Source organism: Bacteroides sp. 1001136B_160425_E2 (assembly GCF_015559655.1).
Lineage (GTDB): Bacteria > Bacteroidota > Bacteroidia > Bacteroidales > Bacteroidaceae > Bacteroides > Bacteroides luhongzhouii.
The window spans coordinates 211,770-228,950 of record NZ_JADMQH010000008.1 but is presented as its reverse complement, the minus strand read 5'-3'; the positions used below and the strand labels follow the sequence as shown (position 1 = coordinate 228,950).

The window sequence follows — 17,181 nt, the reverse complement described above, 5'->3', positions numbered from 1 at the left end:
ATGAATAAAAAAATGCTAAGTTATATGATGAAACAACGAATATCTATTTTTTTCTTGTTCACCATTCTGCTATCCGCCAACGGGTATGCGCAAAAAGGAATCATGCGTCTGACTCAACAGACATTGATGCATGAGGTCCGCGAAACACCTTCACCACTGGACGGGCAACATATCACTGTCAATCCTCCACGTTTCATGTGGCCGGACAAATTCCCACACCTGGGTCCCGTATTGGACGGAGTGGAAGAAGAAGACTACAAACCGGAAGTGACTTACCGCATTCGGATCGCACGCGACCCGAAATTCAAATCGGAAGTGATAACCGCCGAAAGAAAATGGGCCTTTTTCAACCCATTCAAACTGTTTGAAAAAGGAAAATGGTATTGGCAATATGCCTACGTTGACAAAGACGGAAAAGAAGAATGGTCGCCCGTTTCTCATTTTTATATAGACGAACATGTACGTATGTTCAACCCGCCTTCTCTACAAGAGGTGCTAGCCAAATTGCCCAAAACGCATCCCCGTATCTTGCTTGATGCCGAAGATTGGGACAATATCATCGAACGGAACAAAAATAATCCGGAAGCACAAGCTTATATCCGGAAAGCCGATAAATGTCTGAATCACCCACTGAAACATTTGGAAGAAGAAATTGATACGACCCAGGTTGTCAAACTGACAAATATCGTTCAATATCGTTCCGCTCTGATTCGGGAAAGTCGTAAGATTGTAGACCGTGAAGAAGCGAATATCGAAGCCATGGTACGTGCCTACTTGCTAACGAAAGACGAGGTATACTACAAAGAAGGTATAAAGCGTCTTTCCGAAATTCTTTCATGGAAAAACAGTAAGTACTTCGCAGGAGATTTCAACCGTTCCACCATTCTGTCTATGAGCACTTCAGCGTATGACGCTTGGTATAACCTGCTGGCTCCGAATGAAAAGAAACTGCTCCTAAGAACCATTCGAGAAAATGGAAAGAAATTCTATCATGAATATGTCAATCACTTAGAAAACCGTATTGCTGATAACCACGTCTGGCAAATGACTTTCCGCATCCTGAATATGGCTGCGTTTGCTACGTATGGTGAACTACCGATGGCTTCCACCTGGGTAGATTATTGCTACAATGAGTGGGTATCTCGGTTGCCGGGTCTCAACACTGATGGAGGATGGCACAATGGCGATTCTTATTTCCAAGTCAATCTCCGCACATTGATTGAAGTTCCCGCTTTTTATTCCCGTATCAGCGGATTCGATTTCTTTGCTGATCCTTGGTATAACAACAATGCGTTTTACGTCATCTATCAACAGCCACCATTCTCGAAATCCGCCGGACAAGGAAACTCACATGAAAGTAAGATGAAGCCAAACGGTACACGAGTAGGGTATGCAGATGCCTTGGCACGTGAATGTAATAATCCATGGGCTGCCGCTTATGTACGCACTATCTTGCAAAAAGAACCGGATATTATGGAGAAGACTTTCCTCGGAAAATCCGGAGACTTGACCTGGTATCGCTGTACAACAAAGAAAGCGCTCCCCAAAGAAGGTACTACTCTTGCAGAATTACCGATGGCAAAAGTATTTAATGAAACGGGAATCGGTACGATGAATACTTCTTTAGGAGATATAGACAAGAATGCAATGCTGTCGTTCCGTTCCAGTTCCTACGGTTCCACTTCCCATGCACTAGCCAATCAAAATGCCTTCAATACATTCTACGGAGGTAAAGCCATTTTTTACAGTAGCGGACATCGCACTGGTTTTACAGACGATCATTGTATGTATTCTTACCGTAATACCCGTGCACACAATAGTATTCTGGTGAATGGAATGACGCAGAAGATCGGGACGGAAGGATACGGCTGGATTCCACGTTGGTATGAAGGAGAAAAAATCGCTTACATGGTAGGAGACGCTTCCAATGCTTATGGTAAAGTGACTTCTCCCCTATGGTTGAAACGTGGCGAATTATCCGGTACGCAATATACGCCCGAAAAAGGATGGGATGAGAACAAGCTGGATATGTTCCGTCGTCATATCATCCAATTGGGAACTACCGGAGTTTTCGTGATTTATGATGAACTGGAAGGAAAAGAAGCCGTAACCTGGAGTTATCTTTTACATACCGTAGAACTGCCAATGGAAATACAGGAACTAACCGATGAAGTGAAAATCATTGGTAAGAATAAGGCCGGTGGTATCTCTGTTGCCCATCTTTTCAGTTCGGCAAAAACGGAACAAGCGATGGTAGATACTTTCTTCTGTGCGCCAACCAACTGGAAAAATGTGACGAACGCACAAGGGAAAGCGTTGAAATATCCTAATCACTGGCATTTCTCGTCTACAACAGTTCCGTGTAAAACGGCCCGTTTCCTGACAGTAATGGATACACATGGAAAGAACCGTCCGGATATGCAGGTAGTTCGCAAAGGTAATACCATTCAGGTAGGCGACTGGATTATAACTTGTAACCTGACTGAAAAAGGGAAAGCTGCTATCTATGTCAGCAACAAAGCAGAAAAGGTTTCTTTAAACTATGATGTCGGTAAAAAGGAAGGTGCAACGATAGTCACAGATCAGGTAAAAGGCAAACAGGTTAATAAAGTCCTGACAGACTATTTACCGGATTTTGAGATTTAATCTCCTCCGCTTTAGATGAAGAAACATATAGTCCTATAAAAACGTTATATTTGCAGAGTAAAACAAATAAAGAAGTAACAATGAAATATATCGGAGCACACGTAAGCGCGTCCGGTGGCGTAGAGTCCGCCCCCGTTAATGCGCATGAAATAGGAGCAAATGCTTTTGCGTTATTCACCAAGAATCAACGCCAATGGGTAAGCAAACCTTTAACAGAAGAAAGTATCAGCCTCTTCAAAGAGAATTGCGGAAAATACGGTTTTCAACCGGAATATATCCTGCCACATGACAGTTATCTTATCAACCTGGGACACCCGGAGAAAGAGGGACTTCAAAAAAGCCGTGCCGCTTTTCTGGATGAAATGCAACGTTGCGAACAGCTTGGATTGAAACTTTTAAATTTCCATCCGGGCAGCTCTCTCAACAAAATATCAGTAGAAGATTGCTTATCGCTCATCGCAGAAAGCATTAATATCGCTTTAGAAAAAACAAAAGGCGTAACAGCCGTTATTGAGAACACTGCCGGACAAGGAAGTAATCTAGGTAGCGAATTCTGGCAACTGAAATATATCATCGACCGGGTAAACGACAAGAGCCGGGTGGGTGTTTGCCTCGATACCTGCCATACTTATACCGCCGGTTATGATATTGTCAATGAATACGATAAGGTATTTGATGAGTTTGACAAGGAAGTGGGATTCAATTACCTTCGAGGTATGCACTTGAATGATTCAAAAAAAGCACTGGGCACCCATGTAGACCGTCACGATAGTATTGGTGAAGGACTGATTGGAAAAACCTTTTTTGAAAGATTGATGCAAGATTCCAGATTCGATAATATGCCATTGATACTTGAAACACCGGACGAAAGTAAATGGACAGAAGAAATTGCATGGCTAAGAAGCATGGAATAATCATGGTATTGCCAACAAATTAATTAGAAGTTCGACCCATTAACGGAATTAATTCATTATTGCACGGTAATGAACTGTTTCAGCCTATTCTGACAAGGGTATATTCTCACTGTAATGAGAACTTTTTCTCATTACAATGAGAATTTCTTCTCATCGCTATGAGTATTTTTTCTCATAGGGATAAGTATACTTGAGAATGTTTACGGAAGTTTTTTGAACTATAATTGTATGAGTTTACCTCATTCTCGCATCGAAATGAATTTATTCTGCCAACACGCTTAATAAATATTCGCCATACTAACTAAAGGTTCATACAATTTCTCTATATCCTGTGAGTCCATCTCTATTTGAACTTGATCGCCAGGCATTAATTTCTGTCCTTTGGGAGGCCAATTCTTACGGTCACGATGCACATTTATAATTATGCAACGTTCCGGTAAACGAAGTTCATCCACAATCTTGCCATCTAAATAAGACCCGCTCATTACTTCTACAGACAATGTATAACGGGGCTCTTCCTTAAAGGCAGGTGAATGAATCATATCATCATATAAAATTACATTGAACGGTTTTATCTGAAGCATTTCCGTAAAGTAATAGGTTAATCCTCCTACAACAATGGAAGGATAAAAGACTTCCAAATGTCCCGTAATCTCGGTTATTAAGACAATAGCCGTCAAAGGCGTACGAATTACCGCAACAAGGAATGCCGACATACAAATCAACATGATGTAACTGATATTCTCATAAGCAATGACACCCTGTTGAACCATAATCAATCCCACTATTTGTCCCAGAAGTCCTCCTGTCACCAGCGTGGGAATAAAACTTCCTCCCGGTAAACCAGAGGAAAAAGAAAAGGTGCTAAAAACGAAATGCAGCAACATCATGCCGACAATCCAAAGAATATGTGTATCCGGATGCATGGCCTGTGAGAGCAAGAACTGTTCCCCTCCTCCCGTCAGATTAAACTCAGCCATAGAAATCAGAAAAGCGATAAAAAGCAAATAGAGCATCTTCACGTATTCCGGATGCTTAATAGCAGGGTAAATGCGCTTCACCTGAAGAGTAGTGATAGAAAAGAATTTTCCAAAAACAGAAACCACAGCAGCCAACAAAAGAAACAGTTTCACCTGCCCCCAAAAAGTCATTCCCGGCACAATAGCATCTATATGAAAATAGGGATTGATGGGGAAAATCCAACTGGCAACCCCACCTGCCACTACTCCTGCCAAAAGCGTAGTAATAGCCGTTTTAGGCGCGTCAAACCGCTCAATAGATTCAATAACCAACAACGAGGAAGCTAATGGGGCAGCAAAAGCAGCCGCCAATCCGGCACCGGCACCGGCAGACAATAATTGTTTCCGTTCTCCGCTAAGCACCCTCCCCCATTTGGATACCAAATATCCCACATACGAACCGATCTGCACGGACGGTCCTTCACGCCCCAAAGACAATCCGGTACTTAATGCAAGTATCCCACCCACAAACTTCGCTACCAATTCCAGAAAAGGATGCTTATAATCAACCCTCCCATTAATAACTCCACGTGTTTGCGGAATCCCCCCACCGGTAATAAGCGGCATTTTCTTCACCAACCAGGAGACGAATACAAGTATTCCCCACATCAACAGGAAAAGAGGAATATACCAATACCATTGGGGACGGGAATCAAAGAAATCATGGCGGAGATTAAAGAAAAACTGTAATAGGTAATGATAAGGCACGGCAACAAGTCCCGTCAGTAATCCTACGAAGATACTGACAAAGTAAAGCCGCGCATCAATTAACTTCAGTTTAAAGATTCGCCAGCGGCCCTTATCCTTTATCTTTTTTATCAGTCGAAACATCCAGCTAGCCTTACATTGTTTTATACGTAGGACATACAACAATCAAAACCTAGCTGTGGTTTTCAAACTAATGAAGATTTAATTTCTAATTACCTTCCCATCATATTCAGACGAAGTATGGCGTGTACCATAAAGTAAGAACCCAATGCATTATAATCAGTATCACGAATAGCAGTGGCGGTAATCGTGCGTATCAAAGAGATGTCCTGATGGAGAATATCATAGATCTTGAAACGGATTAATAACTGTTTCTTTTTTAGAAAGGCTTTTGATAGTTGGCAGTTCCACATGAAATTCTCTTTGGCATAACCTTCATAACCATAACCGGTGCGGAGAGAATAAGTCAGGTCATTATATAGTTCCATCCCCCAAGGCAGATAAAGTTGCAGTTGGGTTCCTGCCTGATAATCAAAAGTTTCAGTACGTTTCTCCCGCACATCATTATAAGAATTGTTATAAATCAGGCCGACAAGCCCCGTAAGTTCCATTTGACGGGTACGATAAGTAAGCCGTAGACGCTCACGTCCCGTTAAATGCTGTACGGAGGTTTTCACCGGTTCTTCTTTATTCAAAGTTGTATAGCCATTCTGATTCCGGTATTGCAGATAGGAGTAAGTGCGAAATATCCAGCTACGATTCTTAAAAGGGGTATTGAGAGAAAAAGACCCCATGGCGCGCCAATTACCATTCATATTGACCGGAGACGTCGTTCGCACACCGGTTTCGCTGTCATAAGTCACCTGATTGGTTACATTATTAATGGTATTCTCGAACAAAGCGGTAGCTACCATATTTCGCTGATGTTTGGTATTGTAGGAATTAAAATTCAATGTAAACGTATTCGTATATGAAGGCTTCAACGAAGGGTTACCGACACGGATATTTAAAGGATTGGTACGGTCGGTCACAGGTTGGAGGTCACGTACACTTGGCTGTTTTCCTTTTCCTCTATACACAATTTGCAAACGGGTACGTTTTGAAAACTTGTAGCGGAAATTGACTGTGGGTGAGAAATTCATGACCGATCTTTCCAACTGATCTTCGGGAGCGTCGCTCAACAAAGAATGGCTGACAGACTTTTGTGGTTCAAAATCAACTCCAATATTATAATTATACTTTTTCTGTGAAGTACGTATGGCAAGGTTCACCAAGTGATTACTGTATTGATTTTCAAAACGGTTACTGGAGTCTTCATCAAAGTCGGGAGCAAACTCTTCCAGTTCCTTATCCCAGTCATAGACAAAACGATCCGAATTGTTCACTTTATACTGATAGCTGTAACGGAGTTGCAGGAAATGCCGCCATGGCAATGGTTCTACATACACCAGTTGCACCCGGTAATTATACCCGTCAACATCATCCTCTATTTTCTGATTCTGAATCTTCTTCGTATTATTTTTGAAGTACCGGGTGGTGGAAAGGCTCTTCCGGTCTGTAGCTGAAGCATTAGTACCATAGTCTACTTTCAAAGCGACATTTCTCCCCAAACGACTCAATTTCCGGCTAAGTTGCAACATCATCGTCAAATTATACCGGGAATTATGATTGGTGCCGGAGGACTCTCTCTCATTCAACAAGACATCATTCCCCCACCCTTCCTGAAAGCCACTATTCTCTCTGTCATTGGCAGAGAAACGATATTGAGGACGGAAAATCAATGTAGTAACAGAATCCATTTTCCATTCAAGAAAGGCATTGGCCACCAACTCATGATTCTGCATCCGGCTATTGTTCGTGCCCAGATTGATTGACTGATCCTTACGAAGAAAATTGTCGACCGTTGTACGGCTGTCTTCCAAACGGTCTGTACCCACGTATTGAACATTGGAACGTAACTTAACCCGCTTCCAGTCATGAGTCGCATTTAGTCCCAATGAACGGGAAGTAGTCAACCCCATCCGACTACGGATATTACCTGTAGAATTTGAAGATTCATTCTGTAATTCCGAAAATCCCTGATTATTGGTATTATTCAGATTTCCGATAATCGTTAATTGAGAGTTCTCACGAAAGCGATTCAAGGTATTGGCTAATTCATAACGGTCTTTACTCCCGTATCCTCCCATAAAATTCTCCATCCAGCCCCGTTTCATGTTCTTTTTCACGGACAGATCCAGGATCATCTCTTCCTCTCCGTCATCTATCCCGGTGAGACGCGCCAAATCTGACTGGCGTTCATAGGCTTTCAACTTCTCCACCATTTCCACAGGAAGATTTTTAAGGGCGGCTTTCGGATCATCAGAGAAAAACTCTTTACCGTCTACTAAAATCTTCTTCACCTCCTTACCATGTATCAATAACTTACCATCCGCATCTATTTCGCCTCCCGGAAGCTGTTTCACCAACTCTTCAAGCATCGAACCTTCGGGAGTACGATAGGCGGAAGCATTGAATACTGTTGTATCTCCTTCCGTCACTGCCATCGGGGCTTGACCTACTACCACGGCCTCATCCAAAGCATAGCTTTCCGGAGTCAGATTGATATTTCCCAATTCATAGGAGGTGCTTTTGCGGGAAATGGAAATGGGATGAAAAACAGGCTTATATCCGATATATGAAACTTGCAATAATAAAGACTTCGCCTTAGTCGCAGTAGGAACGGAAACGGAAAGTTGAAATTTACCGATAGCATCCGTAGCGCCGCCGCCCAACAATGTACTATCCGGTAAAGCCAAAAGCCGGACCGTAGCAAACGGTACCGGCTGATTGGTTTCAGTATCAATCACACGACCGGAAAAGCTCTCTTTGCCGGACTGAGCAAAAACAGTCAAACTAATCAGTAGCAAGACATAACAAATAATCAAACGGTACTGAAAAGAATAAATATGGCTGTCTATGTTCAAATTGTGTTGATTTAGTAAAATAAAACTATAATAAAATAAACCTAATCTTTATTTCTGGTCTTGACGAGGAGCACGATTTCTTTGTCCCTGGTGGTGTCCCTGTCCCGGTTTCTGACCTTTTCTGCGATCAAATTCCTTTCTGAATTTATTAGCATTCATCTTTTCCTGCTGATAAATTTTCAAAATCTGCTTCTGCGAAAGTATCTTGCTGAATTCATTGTAATACTTTTCACGAATATCCAGCATTTTACGGCTTTGAGTAAACTGGTTCCGCAACATGGTAGCAATCTCATCGTCAGTCATAGACGGACGTTCTTTCTTAGCATTAGCGTCTGTGCCTTGTGCTTTAGTTTTCTCTGTTCTCGCCTTATGAGTCATCATACGACATTCACGCAATTCTTTCAGATACTTCTCGTATACCGGAGTAAACTTAGCTGCCGTTGCATCATCCAACATCAACGTATTTACTATTTGTTTAGTCTGCATCTGCACCATTTGTTCTGGTGTAGGACGCTGTTTTTTTTGTTTATTATCTGTATTCTGTGCAGACAAAGTCATCTGGCTTCCCATCAGGAGAACGGCCAAAATTACATAAATAAATTTAGTCTTCATAATCTTCACGTTTAAAATAATTAATTGAGTTACTTAATTCAAAAATATATCATTTTCAGAGAAGCTGACGAGCTCTTCCAACTCCTCATCTGATAGTTCTTTAATCCATTTATCTACCGGTTCCATACCGTTGGCTAACACATTCGAAGAAGACGTTTTCTCCTCATCCGCCTGTCGCAAAGACGGAACAAACAGAAATCCGACCAATACTGCCGCTATGGTAATCACCGTAGAAATAATCAGCTTCATATGAGATTTCCTCTGTTGCTTCACTCCGGCACGTTCCATCACCTTTCGTTGCACGTCCTCGAAGAATCCATCGGGGGTACGGTAAGGTGTCTGTTTACCAATATCATCAAAATCAAAATCCTTTTTCATTATTCTATCTGTTTAATATATATTCCTTTATCTTCTCTTTCGCATAGTGGTAATTCACTTTTAGTGTATCCACTTTACTGTCCAGTACACGGGCAATCTCTTCATATTCAAGTTCATCGTAATAACGTAAATTGAATACAAGCCGCTGCTTTTCCGGCAGACTTAAAATGGCTTCCTGAAACTTTACTGCCAGCTCATTTTCATAATCAATGTAATCGGAAGCCTTCAACTTGCCCATCAACTCTTCCTGAACATCTTCTGCGGAAACAACTCCTTCATCTTTACGTCCGTTGAGCAAGCGTAAACTCTCATTCGTTGCAATCCGGTAAATCCAGGTTGACAGTGAACTTTCTTCGCGAAACTGATCAATATGCCGGAATATCCGGATAAAGACTTCCTGAAGCACATCTTCCGCATCTTCATGAGATACAACCAATCTACGGATATAATTATATATCGGCACCTGAAAAGAGTCCATCAACATCTTGAATCCCCGTTCGCGATTCGAGGCACAAGCTTCACGAATTTTATTCTCGTTTATCATCAATTCTTTTTCTAAGCTTTATTAGTTAGAACGGGGAAGACTGTTGAAGTTAAATATGAAACATTGTATTTTGTATTTATTAACGGATACAAAAAAGTCGAAACAGGATATTACCCATTCCGACTTTTCCATTTCTCTCTCTATTTTAGTATTATACCTACCTTCCAACATCTAAAGTATTCTTTAGCTCATCTTTTAAACGCTTACGGATAAAGAACAAACGATGTTTCACTGTTCCTATAGGTAAATTCAATTTTTCAGCAATTTCTCTATATTTAAATCCGGCTACATACATCTGAAATGGTACTCTCAATTCATCAGGCACGGAATATATCACACGATATAGTTGTTTGACGTCATAAGATAATTCAAAACGATCACTGTCTTCGTCTTCTATTAAACTTTGTTGGAAAACAGTATAAGTTTTATCAATAATATTCATCTCACGCATCATACGCCGATAGTTGCTTATAAAAATATTACGCATGATAGTATACATCCAGCCTTTCAAATTATCAGCATACATAAACTTCTCTGCATTATTTAGTGCTTGCAATATACAATCTTGCACTAAATCATTGGCAGAATCATAGTCAGAGGTTAACTTGTATGCAAAGTGATAAAGATCGCGTTCCATTTTTACAATGTTTTGAGCAAAATCCATTTTCTTCATTGCCGGATATACAGCATCAGTCATTATTTTACTCAACGACCCAGATATTTCTAAATTCATAAGCAGTCCCATGCTCTTGGAGATAAATAGGGCCTAATGGTCCCAGAGGGGTACGTCCCCCAGCTGCTCCCTTGATAAGATCGAGCTCATAATCTTCATAAATAGGCATACCATTCATACTCATTGATACTCGTGCATTAGCTATCTTCTCACCTTGCTCATTAAAACGTGCTGCTTTATATTGAATATCCATCGTTTGCCATACCATTGGAGGTAGTGCATAATTAAATTCAGGCTCTTTTGAATTTACTAAATTACCAAAGGTGCCACATGGTGCTCCTTTACCCTGCCCCCATGAATCTTTAATATTAAACTCATAACGACTTTGCATATACACACCACCATTCGTCACCTCTCCCAATAACCGGAATTCTAAATGTAAGTGTTTAATATCTCCATAATCTTTCTTCGTAATAATAGACTGTCGACCGGGAATCATACGAATATTACCGGCAGGAGTTAGCTCAACCGACTTATCTGCATCAAAACTCCACTTCAGCCACTCTTTCTTAACTAATCCTCCCCATGCTTTCAGATCATTGCCATCAAATAAAATCTCTGCATCTTTTGGAGCAGGCATATTCAGAGTAGGAGATTTGCGAATAACCAGTCTTCCGGAAAAATCTAATCCCTCACCTTTTACTTTCAGAATTCCTTTCTCCACAGTAGCATTATATCCTTGTTCATTAGAGTAAGTTATATGATTTCCACTAACGGTTCCTGTTAACACAACGAAAGGTTCAGCATTTGCATAAGGAATCTTGGAAATATTCAATTTATATTCTTTTGTAGCCTTGTCTATATAAGACTGTGCCAAATAATTTGTCCGATCATCCTTCCATTCACCAATAAACCGATCTACAGTTTCCCCTGTCCCCACAGGGTTCAATCCTAAATCCTGAATACGTATATTTCTGAAACGTACTTCCATCTTTTTATACTCTTTCAACCAATGTACTTGCAAACCAATAAAGCCATTTGGTGTCATATAATCGACCATTGAAGATGCGAGTACTCCATTAATATAAGTCCGTATTCCATCTTTATGAGCTTCGATCCGACCTTTATTCCAGCTGTTCGGTTTGAAAGCAGCACGTGCTTCAGGATTCTCTGTCAAATTGTTCAACCATCCTCTGCGCTTTTCGTCATAAATTCCTCCTGTCCAACTTCTTGGTTCTTTGCCCGAAGGTATTATCTGCCCCTTTGCATCCTGATTACAAGGTTGTGCCGAATACTTGGTAGTCCTATCCGGATCTATTTCAAATTGATACCCACGTACCAAACCATCAGAAAATACTCCCCTGAACTGCACCCCACTATTCAGCCCCTCATCTACCAGGAATTCAAACTCTAAATTGAAATTACCATATTCCTTTTCTGTACAAAGAAATGTATTATAATTCTCACCACCAGTCGAAGTGGTTCCAACAATCATCCCTTTTTCTACTCTAAATGTAGCCTTACCTCCTAATACTCTCCATCCATTTAATGTTTTTCCATCAAACAGATTAATCCATTTCCCCTCTTCTGCCTTTAATGTGGAAAACATTGCAGCAGCAAGGAATATAAATAACAAAACTTTTTTCATAACTTATTTTTATAATATATAGATTAGAAACGATTCTTTCTCATTTGAACGTCATCAAAGATATATTATTCTTTGATAACTTCTTTATTTATCGGCAGGAATATATTTCATCAGTTTACCTTTGGAAGATGGAGCAGGAACTCCATCAAAAGGCTGTTCTTCCATTATTTCAATTCGTGTATCATCAATCAAGTAATAATTGATCTGCCGTTTTTTGTTAAAACCAGTTTTAGGCGGGGTTGCCGCACGTACTCCTTTCGGCTGCACTCTACCTGCTAATGTGGACTCAGCAGTATAAATATCTTTCACCTCCAAACAGATATGGTTCATAGAGCCCATACGTTCCCAAGTAGGTTCTTTATCATAAAGCATCAGTTCAATCGTCTCATTCCCTTCCGGTACTTGAAGATGCACCCATTTGACCTTCTCCGGATCGCTGCCTCCTCGCCATACTTCTCTAAAGCCTAATACACCACAATAAAATTCGACAGCTTTGTCTACGTCAGCCACCATAAAACCAACATGGCTCATACGGGTTGAAATCCGATTTTCTGATAAATCTTTGCCCTTTTTAGCTTCCATCATCCCTTCTGTGCCATACTGGACGATTTCACATATTGTGCCATTCGGATCTGTTACAAAATAATTCAAATTACCTGTTCTACCTCTCGGAGTATGATCGGGGACTTTATAACCTTTCGATTTCAAATAAATCCTCATTGCTTCTGCATCAGTCGTTTCGACAGCAAAATGATACATACGGTTAGATCTCTCCTTACGCTCCGGAAAAATCTCTATAAGTTGTCTTTCATTAATCTTAAAAACAGATAATGACACTTTCCCTTCCGCATTTTTTAGAGTTATAGTTTCATCATATCCCAAGAAATCTTTTAAATAACTGCGGGTATGTTCCAAATCTTTCGTAAAAAAAGCGGCATGGGCTACTCCAGTAATAGGTGGGCGTTGTGGGGTCTGTCCTTCAACATTTATCGTTCCACATATGCCCAGCAGAGCACATAATAATACAATTAATCTACTTTTCTTCATAATATTATCAATTTGCAAATTCTTCTTCAATAGCTTTACGAACTTTTTCTATAAATTCCGGAACCAGCTTAAACGGTTCGTATGGACGTCCCGGCACAGACAACGTTTCAACAGGTAGATAACCACGATACCCCACTTTACGAACCATCTTCATGACTTTTTTCAAATCAAGAGGCTGCATACTCTCTTTCCCCAAAGCGCTCTCCTTTATCTGCCAATTAATAGCATAGTCCAGACACATCTCCATATCCCGATATGGATCTTCTGTATGAAAATAGCCAGTATCAAGTATCAAGCCGAACCAAGGGTGATTTACTGCTTTCAATACTTTTACCGTTTGTTCTCCGGTAGCCATCATGTCTCCATGATTTTGTACGCCTACCATCACCCCTTTGCTCTCTCCATACTTTGCCACTTCTTTGAAACAAGGAATCATCCATGAAGCAACTTCATCCCATCTATCTTCATACCCCTTAGGAACAGGTCCTGAAAATACCCGAAGGACAGGAGCGCCAAGTTTTGCTGCAACATCGATCCAATCTTTTACACGCTGCACATCTTTAGCACGAGCCACCGCATCAGGATTAGCAAAGTTATTCATTATTCCCGTACCCGAAATATCAACTCCTTTACGAAAAGCATATTTCTTTACTTCATAAATATATTTATCAGTCGGTACATCAGGATAACCGACAAAGAAATATCCTGTAGCATCCAAAGCATCAATCTTATTAGCTGCACAAAAATCAATTAAATCAAAAAGCGTCATAGGATCATTCGAACGCCCTTTAATATAATCATTCAAATTCTTAGTAAATGAATATGCATTCAAAGCAACTTTTACATAAGAAGCAGATGTATCAAATTTCTTAAAATGTTCGATAGGCGCACCTGTTGGCTTGTTTGTATTGACAGTTTTACTAGATTGACGTCTACCTTGTGCAAAAATGCAGCCTATTGACAGTAGAAGTAGAGCAGCAATCAGCAATAATCTATTTTTTATCATGGCATTACAATTATTTATATAGTATTTCCACTGGTATTACTAAAGATTTTCTTTCCAATATTTTTTATAGTATTCATTAAATATAATACATCCTACATTTATCTGTTTCAGCATCATTTTTGAACATCCTGAGCAGGCCATGCAGAAATTTACCTTTTCTCCATTCTGTAGTTTACGAGGTGTCAAAGGATCAGCCAGCGTTTGTCTTCCCCAACCGATGAAATCAGTGTAACGCTTCTCCAACATTTCATCTGCTACAGAAAAAGCACGTTCGCGCAAGATAGAATAGGCAGAACCTATTACTTTCATTGAAGAATCCTTCAACACGTTCTTTATTTCTTTAGTATAACGCAAATGATTCAAATACATTAATTCAGCCTTCTGAACTGGACGAGTTAGATTCGGAGTTTTTGCAGGAATTCCTGCGGATACATTCACATAATCCATATGTAATGAATCCATCAAACGAACAAGTTGAAGTGATTCTGTTAAATCTTCAATCAACTCATTCGGAGCAGAGGTTCCACAACATCCTTTCAGCCCCTCATATACCGAGATGCGACTACCTAATATAAAATTAGAAGTTTTACGCCTGGCTATAATCTCTTCGATACCTTCGCGAAGGAAACGCGTGCGATTTTCCCAAGATCCTCCCCATTTATCTGTACGAACATTTGCCGGACGCAACATTTCTGCACCCAAATAACCATGACAACATTTATAATCAATCCCATCTGCACCGGCTTCTTCCGCTAGCAACGAACAAGTTATAAAATCATCTTTAATCTGCTCTATTTCATCAGAGCTAAGTAATCTCCCTTCCGAAAGCGGAGAAACAGATACCTGCTCCGAAAAAACAGGATTACTAATAGAGCCGGAATGAGTAATTTGAAATAAAAGAGTCACATCCGGATTTATAGCTTTTATATGGTCAACAAGCTTTTTGAATCCATCCAAGTTTCTATAATTCATCACCAAAGCGTTTTTTCTCGCCAATGAGCCTGAAGTTACAGATACAGCTTCTACTATAATGACTCCCCATCCACCTGCTGCCAGCTTTTTATACTTATCTATTGTAAGCTCTGATACAGATCCTCCCGGCCCACTGGAATTGCCTTCCATGGGCTGGGCAACCCACCTGTTTTGAATAACCCGATTACCTATTATTCCTTTTTTAAATAAATTTTCCATTTCAGTTATTATCTATAAGAAAGTCTAATCCGAGAACCAAACGCACAGCACTTCTTCTCAAAAAGCAGAAGCAATAGCCTGCCTAACCTCGTTAATAAATCGGGGAACCTGTTCATAAGGATCATACTTACAAATTCCGGTATTCAATGTTTCTACCGGCAAATAACCACGATAATTATGTTTGCGTATAATCTGCATAATTCTTTTCAAATCAGTCCTCACAGATAAGTTCCACCCAAACACACTTTCCTTCAACTGCCAACTAATTACATAGGGCATCAATTTATCCATATCAGCATAAGGATCCTCACTAATTAAATTACCTGTATCAAGAATCACAGCTACCCATGGAGAATCTATCTTTTTTATCATCTCAATGGTTTCATCAGCAGTCCTTAGCATATCCGCATGGTGCTGTAAGCCTATCATAATCCCATATTTACCAGCATGAACAGCACATTCTTTCAAACATTCGACTATTTGCCTTACAATTTCCGGACGTTTTTCTTCCGTATATCCTTCCGGTGGAACTCCCGAAAAGACCCGAATAACTTCAATTCCCATTTTAGACGAAGCTTCAATCCAGTTTTTTATCAACTGGACAAAATATTTTCTTCTTTGTGGATCCGGATCTGCAAAATCATTCCAAACACCAGTTCCGGATAAATGAATATTACGTTTGCGAGCATATCTTTTAATTTCAAATAGATAGTTATCAGCAGGAACATCCGGGTAACCGATTAAATAATAAGCCGTTAAGTCTAATGCTTTAATATTGTGTAAAGCACAGAAATCGATTAAATCAAAAACTGATAATCCGCTACCTAACCCTTTTGCATAGTCTATCAACTCATCATTAAACGAAAATGCATTCAGCCCTACTTCTACCTGTGGTTGATCTACCTTATAACCTTTTTGTAAATCGAACCGTGGAACTATTTTTTTTCGAGCTGGAATATTCTCAATCCTCCGTTCTATCTTAGCATCTGTCTCTATACGCATACTATATTATATTTATTACAAAACGCTTTTACATTTTCCAATGCAGCTTTCAGCTGTTCCGGCTTTGTCTCTCCACCAAATTGTCCTCCAGAACTCATATGAGGTTCTAAAGTCACAAAACCCTCATATTTCATAAGGGACAATTCCTGTATCAACTGTTCGATCTGTCCATCTCCCTCACCAGGAAGACTGCCAATGTCTTTACTGCCCAATTTCCAATCTTTAATATGTATATGAGTAGTATACGACTTCATCAATGGCCAACACACCTCCACATTGTTCACAATGTCACTTCCCCATACAAAATTGGCCGGGTCGTACGCAAGAGACAGATGTTCAGAATTAACAGTAGATGCAATATCGACACAGTTTTGCGCACTGTATCCGTAAATATGAGATTCATTTTCATGTACCATATTCACTCTGCCACCTTTTAAATATTCAGCCTTTGCTGTCATACGCTCCATCACTTCATCCCGATACCGATTTACATCTTCTCCCTCGGGTGCATAATAACTAAAGACCCGAATCAACTCAGTATCTAAAAATGAAGCAACATCGACAGCACGTTTAAACTTATCAAAATGAGGAGAGAAAGGCTGATCCAAACCGTACTTGCCAATCGGTGAGGCAATGGCGCTAATGCCAATGCCACTATCCGACAACATCTGTCTAACCTCTATCAACTTTGTCTTAGAAATATCTAAAATATTTATTCCATCCAAAAAGCGTAATTCAATATATTGGAGTCCCACTGAGTGAAAAAAATCCAATTGCTGCTTAAAGTTCACATAAACTTCGTCTGCAAATCCACTTAACTTAACCAT

14 protein-coding genes are annotated in these 17,181 nt (G+C 40.1%); 2 read left to right on the top strand and 12 right to left on the bottom strand.

The annotated features are described in order from the left end of the window. Window positions 1-24 precede the first annotated feature (24 nt). Together I2I04_RS10295 and nfo are read left to right on the top strand one after the other, a co-directional pair. Window positions 25-2,646, top strand: a complete 2,622-nt coding sequence (locus I2I04_RS10295) for a DUF4962 domain-containing protein (RefSeq protein ID WP_195654960.1) — start codon at window positions 25-27, stop codon at window positions 2,644-2,646. 80 nt (window positions 2,647-2,726) lie between these two features. After that, window positions 2,727-3,560, top strand: coding sequence for a deoxyribonuclease IV (nfo, locus tag I2I04_RS10290; RefSeq protein WP_195654959.1), 834 nt, complete (start codon window positions 2,727-2,729; stop codon window positions 3,558-3,560). Window positions 3,561-3,838: 278 nt separating this feature from the next. On the opposite strand, the gene I2I04_RS10285 is transcribed toward nfo, so the two are convergent. The 12 genes from I2I04_RS10285 to I2I04_RS10230 form a co-directional block, all read right to left on the bottom strand. Beyond that, the gene (locus I2I04_RS10285; RefSeq protein WP_195654958.1) at window positions 3,839-5,410 is read right to left on the bottom strand and encodes a ClC family H(+)/Cl(-) exchange transporter; all 1,572 of its coding nucleotides are present in this window, start codon (window positions 5,408-5,410) and stop codon (window positions 3,839-3,841) included. 89 nt (window positions 5,411-5,499) lie between these two features. After that, window positions 5,500-8,253 (bottom strand): TonB-dependent receptor, encoded by a 2,754-nt coding sequence (locus I2I04_RS10280; protein ID WP_195654957.1) that lies wholly within the window; start codon window positions 8,251-8,253, stop codon window positions 5,500-5,502. Between the two features lie 48 nt (window positions 8,254-8,301). Beyond that, window positions 8,302-8,865 (bottom strand): hypothetical protein, encoded by a 564-nt coding sequence (locus I2I04_RS10275; protein WP_143260372.1) that lies wholly within the window; start codon window positions 8,863-8,865, stop codon window positions 8,302-8,304. A 33-nt stretch (window positions 8,866-8,898) separates the two neighbouring features. Then, window positions 8,899-9,243, bottom strand: coding sequence for a hypothetical protein (locus tag I2I04_RS10270; RefSeq protein ID WP_143260371.1), 345 nt, complete (start codon window positions 9,241-9,243; stop codon window positions 8,899-8,901). Window positions 9,244-9,247: 4 nt separating this feature from the next. Beyond that, the gene (locus I2I04_RS10265) at window positions 9,248-9,787 is read right to left on the bottom strand and encodes an RNA polymerase sigma factor (protein ID WP_060451175.1); all 540 of its coding nucleotides are present in this window, start codon (window positions 9,785-9,787) and stop codon (window positions 9,248-9,250) included. Between the two features lie 157 nt (window positions 9,788-9,944). Further along, the gene (locus I2I04_RS10260) at window positions 9,945-10,460 is read right to left on the bottom strand and encodes an RNA polymerase sigma factor (protein ID WP_195471318.1); all 516 of its coding nucleotides are present in this window, start codon (window positions 10,458-10,460) and stop codon (window positions 9,945-9,947) included. 28 nt (window positions 10,461-10,488) lie between these two features. Beyond that, a complete protein-coding gene (locus tag I2I04_RS10255; protein WP_195654956.1) occupies window positions 10,489-12,108 on the bottom strand; it encodes a DUF1080 domain-containing protein in 1,620 nt (539 codons plus the stop codon). 84 nt (window positions 12,109-12,192) lie between these two features. After that, window positions 12,193-13,155 carry a VOC family protein gene (locus I2I04_RS10250; protein ID WP_195654955.1) on the bottom strand — a complete coding sequence of 321 codons (963 nt, stop codon included), beginning with the start codon at window positions 13,153-13,155 and terminating at the stop codon, window positions 12,193-12,195. Between the two features lie 7 nt (window positions 13,156-13,162). Next, window positions 13,163-14,161 carry a sugar phosphate isomerase/epimerase family protein gene (locus tag I2I04_RS10245; protein ID WP_229126970.1) on the bottom strand — a complete coding sequence of 333 codons (999 nt, stop codon included), beginning with the start codon at window positions 14,159-14,161 and terminating at the stop codon, window positions 13,163-13,165. A gap of 39 nt (window positions 14,162-14,200) precedes the next feature. Further along, window positions 14,201-15,352, bottom strand: coding sequence for a 2,4-dienoyl-CoA reductase (locus tag I2I04_RS10240; RefSeq protein ID WP_195471248.1), 1,152 nt, complete (start codon window positions 15,350-15,352; stop codon window positions 14,201-14,203). Window positions 15,353-15,409: 57 nt separating this feature from the next. Further along, on the bottom strand, window positions 15,410-16,354 hold the full coding sequence (locus tag I2I04_RS10235; RefSeq protein WP_195654954.1) for a sugar phosphate isomerase/epimerase family protein: 945 nt from the start codon (window positions 16,352-16,354) through the stop codon (window positions 15,410-15,412). Next, window positions 16,345-17,181 carry a sugar phosphate isomerase/epimerase family protein gene (locus I2I04_RS10230; protein WP_195654953.1) on the bottom strand — a complete coding sequence of 279 codons (837 nt, stop codon included), beginning with the start codon at window positions 17,179-17,181 and terminating at the stop codon, window positions 16,345-16,347. The genes I2I04_RS10235 and I2I04_RS10230 overlap by 10 nt, the downstream gene beginning before the upstream one ends.

What these genes read in the sequence shown, in the direction of transcription:
- I2I04_RS10295 (WP_195654960.1), top strand. Translation starts at nt 25, where the DNA reads ATGATGAAACAACGAATATCTATTTTTTTCTTGTTCACCATTCTGCTA.
- nfo (WP_195654959.1), top strand. Translation starts at nt 2,727, where the DNA reads ATGAAATATATCGGAGCACACGTAAGCGCGTCCGGTGGCGTAGAGTCC.
- I2I04_RS10285 (WP_195654958.1), bottom strand. Translation starts at nt 5,410, where the DNA reads ATGTTTCGACTGATAAAAAAGATAAAGGATAAGGGCCGCTGGCGAATC.
- I2I04_RS10275 (WP_143260372.1), bottom strand. Translation starts at nt 8,865, where the DNA reads ATGAAGACTAAATTTATTTATGTAATTTTGGCCGTTCTCCTGATGGGA.
- I2I04_RS10270 (WP_143260371.1), bottom strand. Translation starts at nt 9,243, where the DNA reads ATGAAAAAGGATTTTGATTTTGATGATATTGGTAAACAGACACCTTAC.
- I2I04_RS10265 (WP_060451175.1), bottom strand. Translation starts at nt 9,787, where the DNA reads ATGATAAACGAGAATAAAATTCGTGAAGCTTGTGCCTCGAATCGCGAA.
- I2I04_RS10260 (WP_195471318.1), bottom strand. Translation starts at nt 10,460, where the DNA reads ATGAAGAAAATGGATTTTGCTCAAAACATTGTAAAAATGGAACGCGAT.
- I2I04_RS10255 (WP_195654956.1), bottom strand. Translation starts at nt 12,108, where the DNA reads ATGAAAAAAGTTTTGTTATTTATATTCCTTGCTGCTGCAATGTTTTCC.
- I2I04_RS10250 (WP_195654955.1), bottom strand. Translation starts at nt 13,155, where the DNA reads ATGAAGAAAAGTAGATTAATTGTATTATTATGTGCTCTGCTGGGCATA.
- I2I04_RS10245 (WP_229126970.1), bottom strand. Translation starts at nt 14,161, where the DNA reads ATGATAAAAAATAGATTATTGCTGATTGCTGCTCTACTTCTACTGTCA.
- I2I04_RS10240 (WP_195471248.1), bottom strand. Translation starts at nt 15,352, where the DNA reads ATGGAAAATTTATTTAAAAAAGGAATAATAGGTAATCGGGTTATTCAA.
- I2I04_RS10235 (WP_195654954.1), bottom strand. Translation starts at nt 16,354, where the DNA reads ATGCGTATAGAGACAGATGCTAAGATAGAACGGAGGATTGAGAATATT.
- I2I04_RS10230 (WP_195654953.1), bottom strand. Translation starts at nt 17,181, where the DNA reads ATGGTTAAGTTAAGTGGATTTGCAGACGAAGTTTATGTGAACTTTAAG.